18 protein-coding genes are annotated in these 21,310 nt (G+C 41.2%); 14 read left to right on the top strand and 4 right to left on the bottom strand.

Annotated features, from left to right (window positions below; translation table 11 throughout):
• Positions 1-16: 16 nt before the first annotated feature.
• Positions 17-733 carry a LuxR C-terminal-related transcriptional regulator gene (locus tag R9C00_03320; GenBank protein WPO36473.1) on the bottom strand — a complete coding sequence of 239 codons (717 nt, stop codon included), beginning with the start codon at positions 731-733 and terminating at the stop codon, positions 17-19.
• A 532-nt stretch (positions 734-1,265) separates the two neighbouring features.
• On the opposite strand from R9C00_03320, the gene R9C00_03315 reads away from it, so the two are divergent.
• The gene (locus R9C00_03315; protein ID WPO36472.1) at positions 1,266-2,393 is read left to right on the top strand and encodes a hypothetical protein; all 1,128 of its coding nucleotides are present in this window, start codon (positions 1,266-1,268) and stop codon (positions 2,391-2,393) included.
• Here R9C00_03315 and R9C00_03310 read toward each other — a convergent pair.
• Together R9C00_03310 and R9C00_03305 are read right to left on the bottom strand one after the other, a co-directional pair.
• Positions 2,390-3,136 (bottom strand): metallophosphoesterase, encoded by a 747-nt coding sequence (locus R9C00_03310; protein ID WPO36471.1) that lies wholly within the window; start codon positions 3,134-3,136, stop codon positions 2,390-2,392. The genes R9C00_03315 and R9C00_03310 overlap by 4 nt on opposite strands.
• 104 nt (positions 3,137-3,240) lie before the next feature.
• A complete protein-coding gene (locus R9C00_03305; protein ID WPO36470.1) occupies positions 3,241-4,443 on the bottom strand; it encodes a GWxTD domain-containing protein in 1,203 nt (400 codons plus the stop codon).
• A 734-nt stretch (positions 4,444-5,177) separates the two neighbouring features.
• Here R9C00_03305 and R9C00_03300 point away from each other — a divergent pair.
• The 9 genes from R9C00_03300 (at position 5,178) to bioD (ending at position 12,607) form a co-directional block, all read left to right on the top strand.
• Complete coding sequence (locus R9C00_03300; GenBank protein WPO36469.1) at positions 5,178-5,648, top strand: Lrp/AsnC ligand binding domain-containing protein; 471 nt, start codon at positions 5,178-5,180, stop codon at positions 5,646-5,648.
• A gap of 83 nt (positions 5,649-5,731) precedes the next feature.
• Positions 5,732-5,995, top strand: a complete 264-nt coding sequence (locus R9C00_03295) for a hypothetical protein (GenBank protein ID WPO36468.1) — start codon at positions 5,732-5,734, stop codon at positions 5,993-5,995.
• A gap of 424 nt (positions 5,996-6,419) precedes the next feature.
• Positions 6,420-6,908: a hypothetical protein gene (locus tag R9C00_03290; protein WPO36467.1), complete on the top strand. Its 489-nt coding sequence runs from the start codon at positions 6,420-6,422 to the stop codon at positions 6,906-6,908.
• Entirely contained in the window at positions 6,889-7,851 is a 963-nt protein-coding gene (gene bioB, locus R9C00_03285) for a biotin synthase BioB (GenBank protein WPO36466.1), read from the top strand. The genes R9C00_03290 and bioB overlap by 20 nt, the downstream gene beginning before the upstream one ends.
• Positions 7,852-7,915: 64 nt before the next feature.
• Entirely contained in the window at positions 7,916-9,211 is a 1,296-nt protein-coding gene (gene bioA / locus R9C00_03280) for an adenosylmethionine--8-amino-7-oxononanoate transaminase (GenBank protein ID WPO36465.1), read from the top strand.
• Between the two features lie 49 nt (positions 9,212-9,260).
• Complete coding sequence (locus R9C00_03275) at positions 9,261-10,388, top strand: 8-amino-7-oxononanoate synthase (protein ID WPO36464.1); 1,128 nt, start codon at positions 9,261-9,263, stop codon at positions 10,386-10,388.
• On the top strand, positions 10,366-11,034 hold the full coding sequence (locus tag R9C00_03270; GenBank protein ID WPO36463.1) for a DUF452 family protein: 669 nt from the start codon (positions 10,366-10,368) through the stop codon (positions 11,032-11,034). The genes R9C00_03275 and R9C00_03270 overlap by 23 nt, the downstream gene beginning before the upstream one ends.
• Positions 11,035-11,126: 92 nt before the next feature.
• A complete protein-coding gene (gene bioC / locus R9C00_03265) occupies positions 11,127-11,900 on the top strand; it encodes a malonyl-ACP O-methyltransferase BioC (protein WPO36462.1) in 774 nt (257 codons plus the stop codon).
• A 56-nt stretch (positions 11,901-11,956) separates the two neighbouring features.
• Complete coding sequence (gene bioD / locus R9C00_03260; protein WPO36461.1) at positions 11,957-12,607, top strand: dethiobiotin synthase; 651 nt, start codon at positions 11,957-11,959, stop codon at positions 12,605-12,607.
• Here bioD and R9C00_03255 read toward each other — a convergent pair.
• Positions 12,601-13,260: a hypothetical protein gene (locus tag R9C00_03255; protein WPO36460.1), complete on the bottom strand. Its 660-nt coding sequence runs from the start codon at positions 13,258-13,260 to the stop codon at positions 12,601-12,603. The genes bioD and R9C00_03255 overlap by 7 nt on opposite strands.
• Before the next feature lie 360 nt (positions 13,261-13,620).
• On the opposite strand from R9C00_03255, the gene R9C00_03250 reads away from it, so the two are divergent.
• From R9C00_03250 to R9C00_03235, 4 genes are all read left to right on the top strand, one after another.
• Positions 13,621-14,304, top strand: coding sequence for a sigma-70 family RNA polymerase sigma factor (locus R9C00_03250; GenBank protein WPO36459.1), 684 nt, complete (start codon positions 13,621-13,623; stop codon positions 14,302-14,304).
• 407 nt (positions 14,305-14,711) lie between these two features.
• Positions 14,712-15,734 (top strand): FecR family protein, encoded by a 1,023-nt coding sequence (locus R9C00_03245; protein ID WPO36458.1) that lies wholly within the window; start codon positions 14,712-14,714, stop codon positions 15,732-15,734.
• 137 nt (positions 15,735-15,871) lie between these two features.
• A complete protein-coding gene (locus tag R9C00_03240; protein ID WPO36457.1) occupies positions 15,872-19,351 on the top strand; it encodes a SusC/RagA family TonB-linked outer membrane protein in 3,480 nt (1,159 codons plus the stop codon).
• A 12-nt stretch (positions 19,352-19,363) separates the two neighbouring features.
• Complete coding sequence (locus R9C00_03235; GenBank protein ID WPO36456.1) at positions 19,364-21,214, top strand: RagB/SusD family nutrient uptake outer membrane protein; 1,851 nt, start codon at positions 19,364-19,366, stop codon at positions 21,212-21,214.
• Positions 21,215-21,310: the final 96 nt, after the last annotated feature.

Below are 21,310 nucleotides of genomic sequence, written 5' to 3'. Positions count from 1 at the left end.
GTACTTTTTGAACATACTAAAGTAGCAGCATGTTACTGGCTTTACTTATCAGTTGGGCTGTGTTTTTAACCCCCATTTTATTTATGAGGTTTTTCTTGTGTGTAATGACCGTACTGGTACTTATACAAAGCTTATCGGCTATTTCTTTGGCTATCATCCCTTGACCAAGCAGCGCTAATACTTCGCTCTCTCGCTTCGATACTTTTACCCGCTCTTTTTTCTCCCAAGACACAGCCTCCCTTTTCGCCTGTTTTCCAATTACAGAAAACTCATTATTTCCTGCCCTACTTTGAGCTTCAGTAAGCATTCCTACTTTGTGCCAACCTCTTATCTCTATAAAATAAGTAAAGGAATAAATAATAATCTCTTTCCAATGCCCGTCACGATGCTTCACCCTACACTTCATTTTATCGAGCAGCCATGCACGCTGATGTTTGTTGATTTTAGCCTTTTCTCCCTTGGGAAGCATATTGAAAAAGCCCAAAAACAGGTCCTCGTCATCGGCGTGAATATTCTTTTGAAAGAACTCTTTTTTCCCAACAATGCTTTGTTTTGGGTAGCCAAAGATTTCGGTAAAGGAAGAGCTTACATCTAAAAACTCCTTTTTTTCACAGAGGTAATCATAAGCCATAAAATTCTGAGAGTCGTCGAACAACCTGACAAATGCATCGGGTTCTCTATCAAACTGATTAAATATCAATTGAAATAATTCACTAGCAAATAGTATATCCATGAGTTGGTTTATGTTGAATTCACATTAATATCGAGTATTGGTTAGTGGCAATGCAGCGGCAAACAGCCACATTGTATGTGATAGTAAGGCAAAATCAGAAATAGTAATTTGTAGCTAGTTTTTTGTAGTTAGCAAGCTGATAGTCTAAAGCTCTTTCCTTAGAGGGAAAGAGGTGTACATATTTGTTGTGAATTGAGAATACTCTTTGCGGGTTGGTTAGTATGGCTCTATACTGAAGTAGAAAGAGTAAGTAAACAGAAAAAGTTATTTTGTGAGCTGGTAAGAGATAAAAATTTTCTGTATAACCTCAATCCACAAAAATCACGCTATAAATAATAACTTCAACAGACAATTTATCGACAATTGGCCTCTGCCTTTCTAAAGGCTATTCGGAGCTTGTTCTGCAGCAACACTTCTTTAGGCTTAAGCAACCTACAAAAGATTTTACATCTAAAAATCCTCAAAATTCTACGGTTTATATAACTTCACCATATTTAGTGAAGCTATGATGACATATTAGGTTATGGGAGTAATGACAAACGACATTAAAATAAATGAGTATCTCGAAAAAATTTTTGCTAGTGAAAGCTTTGGGTATTCCACCAAAAACAGAGAACTGCTTAAATTTTTGGTTGAAGCAGCGGTAAGGGGCAATTATTTACAAGAATATGCTATAGGGAGGGAAATATTTGGAGAGACTTATGACCCTGTCAAAAACGACACGAAGGTTAAAATGTATGTGTACAATCTCAGAAAGAAGCTGGATGAATATTACAAAGAAGAGGGCAAGTATGATAGCTTAAAGTTTCAGATAGAACAAGGAACATACAATGTAGAGTTTGTCAACAACAAAACAATTAACCCTCCCCTTATCGATAGCAATACCAAATCTATAGGCTACCTAACCTTCATTTTCCTATTTCTTATCTCCATCGGTTACATCTACTTGCTCACTTCCAAAGACCTGTTTTCCTACAACCTAGGTGGACGTTTTTGGATAGGCTACTTCCACTCCGAAAAGCCTAACCTGGTCTACATGGGCGATTACCATGGCTTGGGAACTATTGCTACTTCGGATAGCTCCCAAGCTATTTTACCACAACCAGAATCGGAAAATAATGATGTTGCTTACCTCACCAAATTGGGCCCATTTGCCACCTATTACCTCCTTCAGTGGTTCATCAAGAATAATAGCGAATTTGAGCTGAGGCTTGCCAACCAAACGAAGGAAGAAGAACTATTGAACAGCAACTGCATATTTGTGGGGCAGCCCAATACCATGGGGAAGTTTGAAAAAACATTTACGCAATACAATCCACAATACAAGCTTGGAGGAGGAAAGATAACCTACACCCATCCTAAAAGTGGAAAAAAAATCCTTTATCAATCAAAAGTTACCCCAACCCTCAATACCGACTACGCTCTGGTGTCGAGACTGCCCGGTAATAATGATGCGGTCTATACGTACTTCATGTCCCCACTAGATGTAGGAAGTATTTCTGTTATCCAATATTTTACAGAAAATGATTCGCTCAATAGCTTTTATGACGGAGTGCCCGAAGATATAGAGTTTTTCACGGCGCTCTTCAAAATAAGTGGTAAGGAAAAAGAAGCCATCAAATTCGAATTGCTGCACTTCGACCCAGTTGTAGCAAACTAATCGATATTCACTTGTTGGGTAATAATGGGTGGGCGGTCTTCTACGAGACTGAAAGTACCAGCTGTTAGCCAACCCATGCCCCTTCGGTTATACACGCAGCCCGTATCCAAATGATAGTTTTTTCCATCGAACAACCTGTCTTTTTCGGTAGGCTGGTGACCTATCACTTGTATAAATCCTGGTAAATCCACCAATTCCATTTTATTGAACAAGTAGGAGGTAGAGCGACGGATGTCCATATTGAGAACCTGAGGCAAGTTAAAATAATATTGCCGATAAACCTTTGGACTAATACCTCCGTGCGTAGCCAATAGCTTCTTCCCAAAACTAGTTTCCACTATAAGGTACGAAAGAGCACTTCGGAAGTAATAAGCCATTTCCGAAAGGACAATCTGTAGTTGACTGTCTCCTAAGTTTTCAAAGTGGTTGCGGATAGACTGAACCGTAGATCCACCCCCTTGCCTCAGCCAAGGAATTTGCCCGTGTTCATTATGCCTGTTTACACAATAATAATCATGGTTGCCCAGCAACTGCATGAAGCCCTGCCCCCTCACAAACTGGTACGTTTCATAAGACCTCTTGCCCTTATTGATCACATCCCCAAGCAGGACTACGACGTTATCTTCTTGGGGGATTTTTTCTAGTAAAGCCTTGAAGCTCCGGTAGCAACCATGCAGGTCTCCTACAAAAGTGATTTGTGAGGCTTTTATTGATTCAGCATTGACTATTAAGGATTCGTGCATCGTTGTTAAGTAATCAAAAAAAATAAAGACAACCTATTTCTCTATAAGGCACTAGTATCCTATACATGTTTTTTGTCCCTAAAAATTACCAAGGGCACAAGTGCTTAAAAAACATTTACTTGCCCATTTCTCCACGACTCTACCATTTCGTACCAAACTTTCTTGTACTCTGGAGAGCGAACAAGCTCATAATGATTGTCCGAAAACAAATTGTTTCGTTTTATGAACTCAAAGGTAACACGCTTCCTTTTTTTACCAATATAATATACCCAATGTTCTTTGCCCTGGAACTGATTTATTTCGGCAGGCTTCCCAAATACTATATGGATCATGCCTTTATCGGTTTTCCAGCCTTCTTTATAAGAGGTAAATTCTTGGTTGGCATAGGTCACCCCGTTATAATACGTTTTGATCAACCTTTTGGCCACATCTACGCTACCTCCAGCATTTATCCAAAAATTATCAAGTACCGCTTTTTTATTTTCCCCATTAATGATCGACTGAATTTCGTTGTCTGTTGAAATGTAGATCATAGAACGTGCGATATCCTCCACTTTTTTAAACTTCGGATAGCCTTGGGGCACTACCCTAAAACCAATTCCCTTGTTGGTTGTAGTATCGGACTGGGCGAAATAAAGCGCCTCTCCTTTAAGTACAATTGGCTGATTGGTGGTGAGCGAATACACAGTATCTACTTGCATGGTGGCAGGTCCTGCAGGCATATTATTACCCATAGGCGGTGCTGCTGGCATAAACTCTTGAGAAAACTTTATCACGTGCACCGGCCCTAAGCTATTCGCCATAAAGATAATTGTATCCCCCTCCACCGAATAGTTTTTGAACCTGTCCGTCAGGTTGCTCAAGAAAAACTCCACTGGAGAGCCTGGTTTTTCTAAAGGCACGGCCTGTGAAACCGATTTGTCAGTCTTCTCATCCGTGACAATAATTTTCAGGCTTACGTCGTCATCTACCACCGATCCTAGTTGGAAAAAACAGTAAAATGTATTGTTCACCTTTTGGACTTTCGCCTGCTCCAAATCAAGCGGACCTTCGCTCAATATTCCTTTAGCATTCGACTCTAGTACATACTCTACTTTTATATTATCGGGTTTCTTCTTGTTTTCAAGTCGCTGAGCCTCAAAAGAGACCTCAACCTGCTGCACCGCACCCTGAGGAGTCACTTTCAAGCCGCAACTCAGCTCTTGCCCCCCACTTGTACCCGTAGGCACTAGCGATTCTTGGGCCATCGCATGAAGCATGAAAAACAAGGTAAAGGATACGAGAATGGTTATTTTCTTATAAATCATAATATACTTTGGTAAAAACAGGTATTTACAAAATAATTGAATACCGTAATTATCAATCCATAAGCATTATCTTGTGTGATTTCAACTTATTTATATCGTTCTATTTCTATTATAGCGACACAGACGGTAAAACAACAATAATAGTACAAAATTCATCCCTCACAGATAATGACACAGAATTTTTAGAAAGAGATGGGGCAAAAGAAGCAGACCTGACAATATGGAAGAGGATGAGTTTGGCTAATCAGTTTTTTTGCAATCACGCTAAAGCTTTTTGCAAAAATTTATGATTTTTTTAAATAAATTCCCATTTATTAGTAAATCTGTTTAAGATTTTACAATTTTGCCTACGTTCCCGATGAAAATCATTAAATAAGGTTTTTGTTTAATGCAAACAGACACCAAAGAGTGACATAAATTAATTGCTCAAAAAGGGCAAAAAAAAAGTATGCAAAAATTTCGCATACCTTTTAACCTTAACCAATAAACAACACATAAAATAAACACATGCTTGCTACGATAGGGGACTCGAACCTCCTGCTAAACCCAAAAGCATAAAAATGATAAATGTACTATGCCTTTGTATTACTCGCAGTTTTTATTGCACTTATCTAACACAAATATAAAATTATTATTTCAAAATTGAAAATATCATAAAGATTTTAATAAAAAATTATATTTTTATCAACTATTAGTTTAAAATTTTAAGAATAACTTAATCTCGCAATAAAAAAATGAATAAAAATTTAGGAATTGACAATATAGATATCAAGATATTGTCAGAGCTAATGAAGGATGCTAAAACACCCTATACCGAGATTGCAGAACGCATTTTTGTATCGGGTGGTACGGTTCACGTACGAATGAAGAAGTTGGAAAAGATGGGTGTGGTGAGAGGCTCTACTCTTGATATAAACTTCAGCAAACTAGGCTATGATATCACTGCTTTTTTGGGTATTTACCTCGAAAAAAGCTCCATGTACGAAGAGGTTTCTGCCGAGCTGATGAAAATCCCTGAGATACTTACCCTTCACTACACTACGGGTAACTACAGTATTTTCGCAAAAATCGCTTGTACAGATACCAATCACCTTAGAGACATCCTCCACAATAAAGTACAGAGTGTGCAAGGAATTGACCGTACGGAAACGATGATTTCACTAGAGGAAAAAATAAACCGTCCGCTTCAATTGGACGTGATATAAGAAATAAGTTCTTTTAATGATACGCCAGCCTCTCTGCCTTTTCTTGGTAGAGAGGTTTGTTTTTTTTTTGAAAATGTACGCTTATGAACTCTGGACATATAGGAAGAGCCGGACTTCTAGTGATACTCATATTAATAGTGTCTTATCTATCGGATATTTTTAATTGGGACTCTTTATTTATGGGAGAAATAACTTATACCAAAGGGTACATTACCAACAAACAAGTTGTTCCCTTTGGGCGAAGTGCCTCTTACAAACTTTTTTATACATACACCATTGAGGGACAACTTTTTGAAGACAGCTATTACTCCAATAAAAGAATTTCAAAAGTAGAGATTTGGCGATAGTTTAAAACTTGAAGTCTTCATCAATTTCCCTTCTAAAAATAAAGTTGTTGGATATTACCAATTGAAGTAACAGCTTTCAAACCTGCCAAGCATCAACATTCCCATATGATTTTAGTCCAAAAGCAGTTTTCCCTCCCCATTTTTGTTTTGAATCTGAAAAAATCCTTTTAATTTGGACTTAAAATTGACTATTTGGCAAGTTTTTTTGTAACTACTTACTACATCTCAACTAAAAAGCTCTTGGTTGCTAGTTGCTTGTTTCTCGTTGCTTGTTCTTTATGAAAAGAAAATTTAACCTGACGATGATAAATGGTAAAAAATTATTTATCAATCCATTACAGTATAAACCAGTAACTAGCATCCAGTAACCACTGGAATGCCAGAAAAACTAAATGCCGAGCCATTGTAAAAGCAAAACACTAAATTGAACACTTTCCCCAACATATCGCCCCAAACATTGGTCTTTTCCCGCTGGTCGAGGAAGAGCTATGCGGTGTTTGCTTCGCTGGGGAAGAGCATCAAAATAGGAAAGCTTTCGGTGGAAATCTGCCGCCAAGCTACCAAAACCTTGGAGAGCTTTATCAGCCTACTGGGGCTTGGTGAGGCAAGTTGGGAAACGGGGGAAGAAGCGTCCGAATGGAAGGAGCTTTCCATCCAAGAACTAGAGCTATTACAACTTGTTACAGTAAACACAAACACAGGAGCGCCCAAGCTTGGGCATTCCCTCATCCATACATTTATCCACCGTAAGCCTTTACGCTGTTTCCGCAGCCTAAAGGCTTTTTTTATGTCTAAGCACGAGTGCTATTTTAATAAACCAACATTGCTGTTGACAATCGATGCTTTATTGAAAAACAGGTCGCACTTATTTGTTTATCAAACACTTAAATATTATGAACATCCAAGAACTTAAAGAAAAAGTAATTGCTGGCTACGAGCTTAGCTACGAAGAAGGGGTAGCCCTCACACAAGTAGAAAACAAGGAAGCACTTTACCAAGCCGCCGACGAAATCCGCCTGCATTTCTGCGGAACAAAAATGGACCTATGCTCCATCACCAACGCCAAATCGGGTAAGTGCCCGCAAGACTGCAAGTGGTGCAGCCAGTCGGGCCATTACGAAACAGGGGTGGAAACTTATGACCTCATTGCCAAGGAAAAAGTGATTGCACAGGTATTGGAAAGTGCTGCAAACGGCGTGAACCGTCATTCCCTAGTCACCAGCGGCAGAAAAGCATCTGACAGGACAATTGATAATATGATTGAGATTTACGACGAGATCAAAGAACAGTCGGACATCCATTTGTGCGCATCCATGGGCTTGTTGGAAGAAAAGCAACTCGAAAAGCTCCGCGACACGGGCATAGACCATTACCACTGCAACTTGGAAACTGCACCATCTTACTTCCCCGAAGTCTGCACCACGCACAGCATGGACGAGAAAATAGAGACCATCAAATCTGCACAATCACTTGGGTTAAAAGTGTGCTCAGGAGGCATCATTGGAATGGGCGAAAACATGAACCACCGAGTGGAGCTAGCTTGTACGCTAAGAGACCTTCGCATCATGTCTATCCCTCTCAACATCCTCACCCAAGTAGATGGCACTCCTTTGGAAAAAGTCTCTGACCTTACCGAAGAGGAAATTTTGACCACCATCGCTGTTTTCCGCTTCATCAACCCGAAAGCCAACCTGCGCTTTGCTGGCGGAAGGCTGAAAATCAAAGATTTCCAAGACAAGGCACTAAGAGCAGGAATCAACTCGGCACTTACGGGCGATTACCTCACCACTATAGGTTCCAACACCGCTGAAGATATCCGCGACTTTAAGGCAGCTGGATTTGATATTGGAAAATAACCAACGTAGAGACGCAATGCATTGCGTCTCTACCGAAATGTCCATTAAAATTCAACAAAAAAAAATGACGACGGACGAACTGCTTCGGTTTGATAGGGAACATATTTGGCATCCATATACATCGGCTACCGAACCGCTGCCTTGCTATGCGGTGGAGCGAGCCGATGGGGCAAAACTGTTCCTAAAAGACGGGCGTGCCTTGGTAGATGGGATGTCGAGCTGGTGGTGTGCCGTGCATGGCTACAACCATCCCGTGCTGAACGCTGCGGTACAGGAGCAGTTGGGAAAAATGGCGCATGTGATGTTTGGAGGGCTCACGCACGAACCTGCGGTGGAGCTTGCCCAAAAACTGGTCGAAATCACCCCAGAAGGCTTGGAACAGGTATTTTTCTGCGATTCGGGCTCGGTGGCGGTGGAGGTTGCCCTCAAAATGGCTTTGCAATATTGGCAGTCGGCGGGGAAGCCTTCCAAAAGTGCATTTGCCACCATCAAGGGCGGGTATCATGGTGATACATGGCATGCCATGTCGGTCTGCGATCCTGTGAACGGGATGCACCACATTTTCAATGGAAAACTTGGCATTCAGTATTTTGTGGAAAAACCTTCTTCTGTTTTCGGTAAAGAATTTGATGAAAATGACCTTTCTGAACTCAGGCAGCTTTTGGAAGAAAAACACGAAGAAATTGCCGCCCTCATCCTCGAGCCTATTGTCCAAGGAGCAGGTGGAATGCGGTTTTACCATCCCGAGTTTTTGAAAGGGGCAAAACAGCTTTGCGAGGAATTTGACATCCTGCTTATTGCCGATGAAATAGCTACGGGCTTTGGCAGAAGCGGAAAGCTTTTCGCTTGCGAACACGCCAATATTTCCCCCGATATCATGTGCTTGGGAAAAGCAATTACAGGAGGCTACATGAGCTTTGCCGCCACGCTTTGCAGCAAAAAAGTGGCTACCACCATTTCCAACGGAAACCCTGGGGTGTTCATGCACGGTCCTACTTTTATGGGAAATCCGCTCGCCTGTGCGGTGGCAAACGCAAGCATCGGTTTGCTGTTGGAAAGCGATTGGCAGGCAAGTGTTTCTCGCATAGAAAAGCATTTAAAAACGAACCTTTCCGAGCTGCAAAACTTGGATTCGGTTGCCGATGTGCGAGTGCTTGGGGCAATTGGTGTGGTGGAAATGAAAGAACCTGTTCAAATGGCTGAAATCCAAGCAGCATTTGTGGAAAACGGGGTTTGGATCCGACCTTTCGGGAAATTAATCTACACCATGCCGCCTTTCATGATTCCCGACAAAGACCTGCAAAAACTGACCGATGGGATGAGTGAGGTGGTTCGTGTTGCGAGTTGCGGGTTGACGTAATACCTTCGGCACGAGCGGATGCTCGCACTAGTTTTTAACAGAAAATATCATGGCTAATCTAAATATGTATAGGGCTGAATTGCAAGAGCTGGAAGCTAGGGGAAACCTTCGGAAACTTCCTCCGCCTGCGGGTGCGTTGGTTGATTTGAGTTCGAATGATTATTTGGGCTTGAACCAGAATCCGGCACTTTATAACAGGTTTTTGGAGGAAGTTCCTTTGGAAAGCCGAAAACCCAGTGCTGCTTCTTCACGGTTGCTGAGCGGAAACACGCAGGCACATATTGAGCTAGAGCAAACCATTGGTGAGCTATACGGGAACGAGGCACTGATTTACAACAGCGGCTACCATGCCAACACGGGAATCTTACCTGCCTTGGCAGGGAAGAATGACCTGATTCTCGCCGACAAACTGGTACACGCCAGCCTGATCGATGGCATGAAACTTTCCCAAGCCACCACCCTCCGCTTTGCCCATCTCAACTATGCACATTTGGAATCGCTTTTGGAACAAAATCGGGGGAAATTCGAGCAAGTATTCATCGTGAGCGAAAGCATTTTTAGCATGGACGGGGACGTGGCAGATTTGGAAAAACTCATTGAACTCAAACAGAAATTTGACACCTTCTTGTACCTCGATGAGGCCCATTCGGTGGGGCTTTTGGGCAAGCAAGGGCTTGGCATATCCGAAGAAAAAAACTGCTTGAAAGAGGTTGATTTTTTGGTGGGATGCATGGGAAAATCCTTGGCGTCCATAGGAGCATTTTTGGTCTGCAACGAGGTATTTAAAAGCTACCTTATCAATCGCTCTCGCACGCTGATTTTTAGCACCGCCCTCCCTCCTATCAACTTGGCTTGGAGCAAATTTGTGTTCGAACTTTTGCCCAGCCTAAACTTGGAAAGGCAACGCCTCCAATCACTTACGCAGCAATTTTCCACCGAACTTGGACAAGTGGCAGATAGCCATATCATTCCTTTTTTGGTGGGGGAAAACGATGCTGCCGTTCGGCTTTCCCAACAACTTCAGCAACTTGGCTTCAAGGTCTTGCCCATCCGCTACCCGACCGTTCCCAAAGGCACGGCTAGGCTGCGCTTTTCGCTCAATGCGAACATGAACTTCGACTCACTTCTTCCCATCATCCAACACCTAAAAAAACATGGACAAACGCTGGCTCAATAAAAAAGGAAACAAAAAATGTATCCTCTTTTTCAATGGATGGGGAATGGACGAAAACGCAATAAAACCACTTGGTTTTGAAGAGGTTAACCTTTGCCATTTCAACAAATACACTGAACTAGAAGAACTTGAAAACTGGCTAGATGAAACGATTGATTTGGCACCTACTCAACTTTATTTAGTCGCTTGGTCCATGGGCGTATGGGCTGCTGAGCAAGTGCTGAGCAACTCGAAATTAACCTTTGAAAAAAAGGTCGCCATCAACGGAACGGGGAAACCCGTGAGCAAAGAATTTGGCATTCCCGAGCCCATTTTTAGGGGAACGCTGGAGGGCTGGGACGAAGCCAACCGCACAAAATTCAACCTGCGGATGATGGGCGGAAGGGCAAATTATCAAGCATGGTCGGCACAGTTGCCACAACGAACACCCGAAGAGCAAAAAACTGAATTACAAGCTATTTACGAAAATTCGAAAGAAGCTAAGCCCAACGGTTTTGTATGGGACAAAGCAATCATCGGGACAAAAGATTTGATTTTCCCAAGTCAAAACCAACACTATTTTTGGGAAGGAAAATGTGAAATAGAAGAAAGGAATATCCCCCATTTTCCTTTTGGAGAAATTAAAGATTGGGAAGAGTTAATAATGTGATAATTAGGTGATGTGCCGATGAAAAAAATATAATTTTTTTCACATCGTAATGCGGCAAACCATCGGTAACAGCAACCCGCAACTCATTTTATATGAAAACAATTGATAAAGAAATAGTGAAAGCACGTTTTGGCAAAAATTTCCATACCTACCAAAACGAAGCTTCGGTGCAGAAAAACGTAGCCAAACGGCTAGCCGATACCCTGCACCATTTCCAAACCGAACCCATGACCCGAGCCTTGGAAATAGGCTGTGGAACAGGCTTTTTGACCGAAAACATGTGGTTCAGCTACGATATCGGCACCTATTACCTCAATGACTTGGTGAATCCCATGTCGGGGGAAATCTTGAAAATGGCAGTCGACCAGGCTTTTTACAATTATAGCTTTTTGCCCGGCGATGCAGAGCTGATTCAGTATCCCCAACACTTGGACACCATCGTGTCTAGCTCTACCGTCCAGTGGTTTGGAAGCTTGGAAAAATTCTCCAAAAAAGCTGCCCAAGCCCTCAAAACCGATGGTATTTTGGCTTTCAGCACGTTCGGTACACAGAATTTTAGAGAAATAAAAACCACACTTGGCGTAGGGCTAGACTATTCTTCACCAGAAGAACTGTCTAGCATTTTCTCCGAAAAGTTCGATCTCTTACACCAAGATCAATGGCGGCAAACCCTCTGGCTCGATTCCCCTTGGCAAGTCCTTCGCCATATCAAAACCACAGGTGTAAATGGATGCGGAAAAGATTTTTTGGGAAAGGAAAAATTAAAAAAGTTTGAAGAAAGCTATTATGCTAATTTCAGCAATAGCGAAGGGAAAGTTTCCCTCACCTATCAGCCGATTATTTGTGTGATGAAAGCTAGAAGATAGAAATCAGATTTTGTAAAACCAAGGCATACCGTGGTTCAAAACAGAGAATTAAAACCATGAATTTCAACGAAAAAACATATTTCATAAGCGGAATTGATACCGATTGTGGGAAGACCTATATCACAGGTTTGTTGGCTAAAAAGCTGAAGAATGATGGAAAAAACACTATCACCCAAAAGCTAGTGCAAACTGGTTGCGAAGGCATAGCCGAAGATATTTTGGCACATCGCTCTACCATGGAATGTACACTCTTTCCCGAAGATGCCACGGGGCTTACCCACCCGTATGTGTTCACCTACCCAGCTTCACCACACCTAGCCGCTCGGCTCGATGGGAAAAAGATTAGCAAGGAGAAGTTGGAAAATGCGATTACTGAACTTTCATCCCGCTACCAAATCAACTTGGTAGAAGGGGCGGGCGGGCTATTTGTCCCACTTTTCGACCAGTATTGCCTCATCGATTTTTTGGTGGAAAATCAATATCCGCTCATTTTGGTAAGCTCCTCAAAGCTCGGCAGCATCAACCACACCCTCCTCAGCCTCAACGCCTGCAAAAGCCACAAGCTCAACCTTCAGCTCCTCATCTACAACCAACTCCCCGATGCCGACCCGACCATTTCCGACGAGTCGTTTTCCTTCATCAAAAGCTATGTAGAAACAAACTTTGAAGGAGTGGAAGTTATGCATGGAAAGGAGTTGAGTTACTGAACCACCTCTTTTTTATAAGATTCCCTAAGCACATTTTTCTCTGTTACCACCCCATCTTTTCCAATCGTAAATTGGGTAATGGTTGAATCACAATCAAAAACCTCTTTCCGCTCATCCCATTCGTACACCTCGGCAAGCTCGTGGTTTACGGAGGTAAGTATGTAATTATTATAATCTATAAACTTACCCGTAGAATAAGCATACCAGCTTCCGTCTGCACCTTTCGATGCCACAGAAAACTTATCGATGAACTTGCCTTCTTTGTCATAGATCATGTACCAAAGGTTGGTACAGCAACCATCCGACTGAGTCAAAACAGTTATCTCCTTAAAATTGGTATTTCTGTTTTGTGTTGAGTAAAAATAATTGCTCAGGCTAGGGCTTTCGGAAAATACCTGAGTAGAATCTGCATGCCAAACCATGTTAAAAGCATCTTCATCTAGGCGAGTGTAATAGTTCGGTCTTTCCTCCCACTCCAAAGAGTCTATGTCAAACTTAGAGAGATTTTTATACTGAAAACTATCTGCATATTCTCCCAGTTTCAAGAGATTATCCTCTTCTTCCTTTACCTCAACAGGCACTTCTTTTTTATTGTTACCAGAACAGGAAGCCAGAGTTAGCAAACACAACAGTAGAAAATAGCTATATCTCATTTTTTTAAATGTCTTTAAAAGCAATTTTCTTAAATATTAAAACATCTACTACTCATAAGCAAATAATAAATCTTATCATATTTCCCGAATGACCTTGCGCAGCGGTAAACCGGGTCGGAATCCTGAAGCAACCCTCAACGAAAGTCCACTTCAGTAACTCATAACAGTTAATATTATCCAGAAGCAAAAATAGATAATACATAGCGTTAAATATCTTTGGCACGCTTTATACGCCATGTTTCATAAATACCCAATAGACGTTGCCCTTTTACATATTAAGATTTTCACAAAAAAGCCATATTTCATTATTAGGATTTTATAAATGCTATTACTACCTTAATCACCAATTACTAGAAATATATGAAAATGATTAACCATAGCGATTTGCCTAAGGAGGTCTCTCTATATGCACTTCCACCTAATCCTGAGGCAAAAAAAAACAATCCATCTTTGCATGGAAATGAATTTTGGGAAGATTTCTGCAACGGCAAAGCTGAGGCAATCAACTTTATTTACCAAAGAAATATTGATTGGCTATTCAACTACGGATGCCAACTTTGCCGAGACCCCGAATTGGTAAAAGATTGCATTCAAGATGTATTTATCCAACTTATAAAGTACCAGAAAAATATCAAGCCTGTGGTATCGGGCAGGGCTTATCTATTGAAAGCATTGCAAAGGGAGGTTTTTAGGAAAAAGAAATCCTTGTCAAAAAAATCTACAACAACATTGGCTGAAGGAGTTGAATTTGGAATATCCCTTCCGCAAGAAATGAAAATTATAGAAGACCAGCTCACCAAAGAAAAAAAAGCGCTGATCAATTCTGGGTTAAAACAGCTTTCTAAAAAACAGCGAGAAGCAATTACCCTTTACTACATAGAAGGGTTCTCATATGAAGAGATAGCCTACATTATGGAGTTAAAACTCACAAAGTCTGCCAGAAAATTGATTTATAAGGCAATTGCCAGCTTAAAAGCATCAGTTAAAGAAACAAAAAGCAAGATGGTTTCACCGCTTTCTGCTCTTTATTCCATCTTATTTTAACCATTCTTTCATAAGCTTCCGCTCTTCCGAAAAGTTCTGCTTCTTGCCATGTGGTAAATTTTCGAAACATCATTTTCAATATTTTTTTTCTGAAAAAGGGGGCATCCAATTTTAGAGGCACTCTTATTAAATAAAGAGTTTTGGAATCCTGCAACAAATACTTGCCTTCCGACTACAGGCTTTCAGAGCTAGGCTAAACTACATGCAACAACAATCTTTACTACATACTTCTACAACCTACCGGCGTAGAAATCTACTTGTATAGAGAGATTAATACCAAACACTTATCAAAGCATACAAGTCAAAAAAAACATTAAATCTAATAACAAGTTTTTAACAACCCGAAGAACAGCACAAGGAGCAAAAAGAAAGATATTTTCTTTTGGTAAAATCTTGGCAAAACATATATGAAATATACATATTACACCTTGGAGGACTTTATTACCGATGAGTTTTTCATCAAATGGGCAAAAGACCCCGATGAGGAGAGCGATCGGTTTTGGCAACATTGGATAGCCAATAACCCTCAGAAAAAAAAGGACGTAACGGCTGCAATCCATTTTATACGCTCCTTGGCGTATGATGAGGAATATGTGCTTGAGGAAGACGACAGGAACAAGATGATTGCCAATATATTGGAAAGCTCAAAGAAGAAGAGTAAGATAATTCCAACACCCCAAAAAACCAACTTCCCATTTAGGAAAATGGCAGCTTCGCTTCTGATATTGTTAGTTGCGGGGCTATCTCTTGCTGTATTGAATAAACTCAACGATGACCCTGTTGTAGTTGAAAAAAAAATCCCCTTAGAGATAATTACAAAAAAGACGGTAGCTGGACAAAAACTCACACTCACCCTATCTGACGGCAGCAAGGTAAAACTCAACTCCAATACCGAAATATCCTTTCCCAAAGTATTTGGCGACTCTATAAGGTTCATGAAAGTAATTAAAGGAGAAGCCTTCTTTGATATAGCCAAAATGCCTAACAAACCCTTTATCATCAAAACTGGTGATTACTGCACCAAAGTACTGGGTACATCCTTTAATGTAACTTATGATGAAACTTCCAAAGCTTTTGATATAGCCTTAGTGACGGGCAAAGTAGAGGTAAAAGAAAATGACAGCTCTTATAGGCTACACCCTAATGAAAGGCTCAATTTGAACAATGGCAATGCGACTAAAACCCACTTTGATCCCTTCGAGGTAACTGCTTGGAAAGATGGGATTCTAATCATTAAAAAATTGAACTTCACTGAAACCATATCAGAACTAGAGAACTGGTATGGTGTCAAGTTTATTTGCAAAAAGCAGTACAAGGGCCTGTACAGTGGGATATTTGAAAACGAGACTCTTAACAACGTAATGAACGGTCTTCATTTCTCCGAAAATATGAATTTCAAAATAGTAGGTAACACCATAATCGTAAACTAGAAAATGAGAAATCTTTTTAATTCGAGCTAAAAAAGAAAAAACACTCCAATGAAGCCTTCACAATGGGGATTGTACACAGGGCAAACAATGGAGTGCTATTCTGGCAAAACAGTATTTTAACCAAAACATTTAAAGGTATGAAATTGAAAATAATACGACAACTATTCACCATGTCTAAATACTTACTCTATGCATTGTGCATTCAAGTTTTTTGCTCGAGTATGCTTTTGGCCAACGAAGGCATGTCTCAGAAAAGCATTTACGAGATGAAGTTAAGTGTTGACTTTGATAAGCAACACTTAGGGGAAGTCATATCGACTTTACACAAAAAAACAGGGTTCAACTTCACGTATAACCACTTAGTCATTGACACAAAGAAGAAAGTAACCTATAGCTGCAACGACAAACCTTTGGCAGAAGTGCTAGAGGTATTATCCTACGAAATGAACTTAGGTTTCAAGCGGATAAACAACAATATTTATATCAAGTCGGTCAAAAAAAACAAGCATGAGCAAGATTCATACACGGTGATAGAAGTGGTACAGCAGAAGGTTTCTGGTGTAGTAATCTCGTCCGATGATGGACAGCCTCTACCGGGTGTGAGTATATTGATAGTAGGCACTACTACGGGTACTACCACAGATATAGATGGAAAATACTCACTAGAAATTCCTTCTGGAACCAAGTTAAGGTTTAGCTATATAGGCTTTATTCCCCAAGATATAGATGTGGGAAGCCAAACAGAGATTAACGTAACTCTAGCCTCTGATCTGGAGCAATTAGATGAAGTAGTGGTAGTAGGTTATGGTACTCAGAAGAAGGAAACTGTTACAGGATCGGTAACGAGTGTGAGCGGTGAGGAAATAGAGCGTGTGCCAACTACCAACTTATCAAATGCATTTGCTGGTAGGCTGCCCGGTGTTTTCACCAGCCAATCGAGCGGTGAGCCTGGTTATGATGGTTCTGCCATCAGGATTAGAGGCACGAACACGCTTGGTAATACAGATGCTCTTGTAGTAATAGATGGTGTACCGGGCAGGGCTGGTGGCCTTGACCGCCTTAACCCACAGGATATCGAGAGCGTTTCTGTTTTGAAAGATGCAGCAGCGGCTATTTATGGCTCTAGGGCGGCAAATGGGGTAATCCTTATCACGACCAAAAGAGGTACTACAGGAAAACCAAAATTCTCGTACAATTTTAACCAAGGCTGGCAACAACCTACCAAACTTCCCGAGTTACTGGATGCTACCCAATATGCAATAGCTAGAAACGAATTAGGGCTGTACAAAAACGTAAATAAAAACGACTGGAATTCCGAATGGAACAATTATAAAAATGGACAGGACGTAAGCTGGAATCCATTTACTTTGGAAGATATTGAACTATACCAAAATGGCTCTGACCCTTGGGGACACCCTAACACAGACTGGTATGGCGCAACCATGAAAAACTGGGCACCACTTACCAAGCATAGCATTCAGGTAAATGGTGGAACTGAAAACGTAAAGTATTTAGCTTCTATTGGATACCAAAACCAAGATGGCTATTACAAAAATTCTGCAACGGGTTACAAACAATACGACTTCAGACTCAACCTCGATACAAAATTCAATGAATATGTGAGCATGGACTTTGGCGTAGTAGGAAGGAACGAGAGAAGAGAATTCCCTACAGAAAGTGCTGATGCTATTTTCAGGATGCTGATGAGAGGTAAGCCAGGTGATCCTGCTTATTGGCCAAATGGGTTGCCAGGCCCAGATATCGAAAATGGGCAAAACCCAGTCGTGATCACAACAAACGATACGGGTTTTGACCAAGACGACAGGTACTATATTCAGTCAAACGGGTCGTTGAAAATCAATATACCGGGAGTAGAAGGCTTAAAAGTCACATTAACTGGTGCAGTTGATAAATACCTAAGAAAAACCAAGCGCTGGCGTACTCCTTTCTACCTATATACATGGGATGGAACAAGCTACGAGGATGACGGTTCTACTCCTTTGCTAGTAGCTGGAATCAGAGGTGGTGGGCCAGGTTTCCAACCAGAACTCAACGAAGGTTTTGAAGAGCAACTTGATATCAACCTCATGTCTATAGTTTCTTATGATAAGACAATTAATGATGACCATACATTCGGTATAATGGTCGGTGCGCAAAAAGAGACCATCAATAATGCAAACTTTGGTGCTTACCGTAGGTACTACCTATCTAGTGCCATTGACCAAATATTTGCTGGTGCAGATTTGGAAAAAGATAATTCAGGCAGTGCATGGGAACGTGCCCGAATGAGCTATTTTGGAAGAGTAAATTACAACTACAAAGAAAAATACCTTCTCGAGTTTATGTGGAGATATGACGGTTCTTACAACTTCCCAGAAAATACTCGCTACGGTTTCTTCCCAGGTGTGTTGGCAGGCTGGACCATTTCTGAAGAGGATTTCTGGCAAGATAACATAGGCGCTGTATCCTACTTAAAAATAAGAGGTTCGTACGGAGAAATGGGTAACGACCAAATTTGGTATGATGATGATTATTTGGAATACCAATATTATGCTACTTATGGTTTCGATAGCTATATTTTGAATGATGAAGTAGCCAAATCATTGTATGAGACTAGAGTACCTAATGATCAAATTACATGGGAGATTGCCCGTAACTCCAATATTGGTATAGAAGGAGAGTTACTAGATGGGTTATTCACTTTCGAGGCTGACTATTTCAACAACAAAAGAACACAGATTCCTTGGATACGAAATGCTTCCATACCTCAAACTACCGGGTTAAGCCTTCCTGCTGAAAACATAGGCGAACTTCAAAACAAAGGGTTCGATTTCATGGTAGGCTTCAATAAACAAAGCGGTGAGTTTACCTATAAGATCAGTGCGAATGGTAGCTATGCCAAAAATAAGATCCTCTTCTGGGACGAGGCACCAGGTGCGCCAGAATGGCAGCAGTCCACCGGACACCCTATCAACACGGGGTTGTACTATCTAAACGATGGCGTATTTGCTACCCAAGCTGAAATCGATGCGGAAAACTTGGACTACAACGCTATTTCCAACAACCTAAGACCAGGTGACATGAAATATGTCGATTATGATGGTAATGGAATTATAGATGCTGATGACCGTGTAAGAATCGACAAAAACAATGTTCCTACTTTCCAAGGAGGATTGAATGCCTCTGTAATGTGGAAAAACTTTGACTTCTCAATCTTGTTCCAAGGTTCTGCCGGCGCACAGATCTGGGTAAAAACAGAGTCGGGAGAAATTGGCAACTACACACTTGAAAGGTATAACAACAGATGGTCGCCAGACAACCCAAGCTCAACCCACCCTCGCCTAGACAACAGAGATGATCAATACTGGTCTAGTGAAAATGATTATTTCCTCAGGTCAACCGACTATGTAAGGTTGAAAAATATGGAAATAGGCTACAACATACCAAGCCATATTTTGAGCAAGGCAAAAATATCCAACCTGAGAGTATATGCCAATGGATTAAACCTACTTACTTGGGATGGTTTAGATGTGTACGACCCTGAAGCTATAAACGGCAATGGCAGGTACTATCCTCAGGCTAGGGTATTGAGTATGGGATTAAATCTTTCATTCTAAAATTGATAAAAGATGAAAAAAACATTAAAAAACATATATAAAATAGGGTTGCTATTCATCATTTCATTAGGCTTACATTCTTGTAATGATGAGTTTTTGAATACCAAGCCTTTAGATGAAGTTTCCCAATCAGATGTTTGGACGGATCCAGCTTTGTTGGAAGCATATGTAAACGATATTTACAGAGGTGTATATGATGGCGGCTTTCATGAAGAAATGATTGCTTCCATGACAGACGAGGCCATGTTTATCCACGGCAGGGCTATTAGTCAAGTACCGCAGGCCAACGTAAACGACCAGTCTTCCCACTTTACCGAAACAGAGAAATGGATGTTTTCTTGGCCAGAGATGTACAAATACATCAGGGCATGTAACAACTTTTTTGAAAATGTAGCAGAATCTCCACTAAAAGACGAAGCCGATACAAAAAGGCTTATGGGAGAAGTGCATTTCATGAGAGCTTGGTTTTACCACGGGCTAGTCAAAAACTATGGTGGTGTACCGCTTATTTCCGAAACGTATAAGCTTGGAGCTGACGACTATTCTATTGCTAGAAATACCTATGAAGAGTCTATCAACTTTATCTTAAGCGATTTGGATGCTGCCGCTACCAACCTCAAAGGCAAAACAATGGACAAGGGAAGGACAAATTACGCAGCGGCTTTGGCTATGAAATCGGAGGTATTGTTGTATGCAGCAAGTGACCTACACGATATGCCTACTGCATCGAGTAAATCTACCTTGATTGGCGGCTTTTCAAACAAAGAATTGCTTGGCTACACTTCTGGGGACAGAACCGCAAGATGGACGGCAGCTAAAAATGCGGCTATGGAAGTAATGAACCTTGGTTTAAGCTTAGCGTTTCCAGACCCTACCTCGCAAGAAGAAGCTGCTGAAAACTTGTACAATATGTTCATGGATGACAATAGTGAGACTATTTGGAGCAGGTATTGGATAGGTGATAAAAACGAACGAGGCGACAGGTACCATCTAAATAACGGGCCAAACGGTTACCACAACTGGGCAGGAAACGTACCTCTCCAAACCTTGGTAGATGACTTTGAAATGATGGATGGAAGCAAATTTGACTGGGACAACCCTGATCACGCTGCCGCTCCTTTCGAAGATAGAGACCCTCGTTTCTACTCTACTGTTTTATATGATGGTGCAGACTGGAGAGAAAGACCAAGCGACGTAGCTTCAAGAGATCCTTACAACCAAATTCAAACAGGAACTTATGAAAAATGGGACCCAAATACCAATGCAGTGATCCCTCACTACGGACTCGATACAAGGCAATCGCCTATTGAGGACTGGAACGGGACTCGCTCTGGTTATTATGTAAAGAAATTTTACGACAAGCGTTTCAACGGCAGTGGAGAAAGGCAAGAAGTTCCTTATCCATTCTTCCGATACACCGAAATTCTCCTAAACTATGCAGAAGCTTGTATAGAACTAGGTCAGGATAACGAAGCAAAAACGGTATTGAACCAGATTAGGAAAAGGGCTGCCATGCCTGACATAACCGAGTCGGGAGATGCACTTAAAGAACGATACAGAAACGAAAGAAGAGTAGAGCTTGCCTACGAAGACCACCGCTTTTTCGATGGAAGAAGATGGATAATTGGGCCTACTTTGCACAGACCTGCGGTTGGTTTGGTGATAGAAGGAAAGCTGAAATCAGGAAAACAGGTAGAAATTTATAAGTATAGCAAAGAAGACTACGACTATACCTACACTCCTACCGAACTTGCCAACGAGGTTCGGGTCTGGGAAGACAAAATGTATTTTGTCCCTCTCCAACGAGACGAGCTAAACAGAAACCCACAACTGGTGCAAAACCCAGGCTTTGGAAGCGAATAAACAGCATACTCATACTACATCACATCTATCCCCATTTAGGGGATAGATGTTTTTATACTACAAAAACTTCACAAATCCCCTCACTTACCACTACAC

Source organism: Flammeovirgaceae bacterium SG7u.111, from assembly GCA_034044135.1.
GTDB lineage: Bacteria > Bacteroidota > Bacteroidia > Cytophagales > Flammeovirgaceae.
Note: the sequence above shows the minus strand (reverse complement) of the source record. Positions and strands in the feature narration are given on the sequence as shown.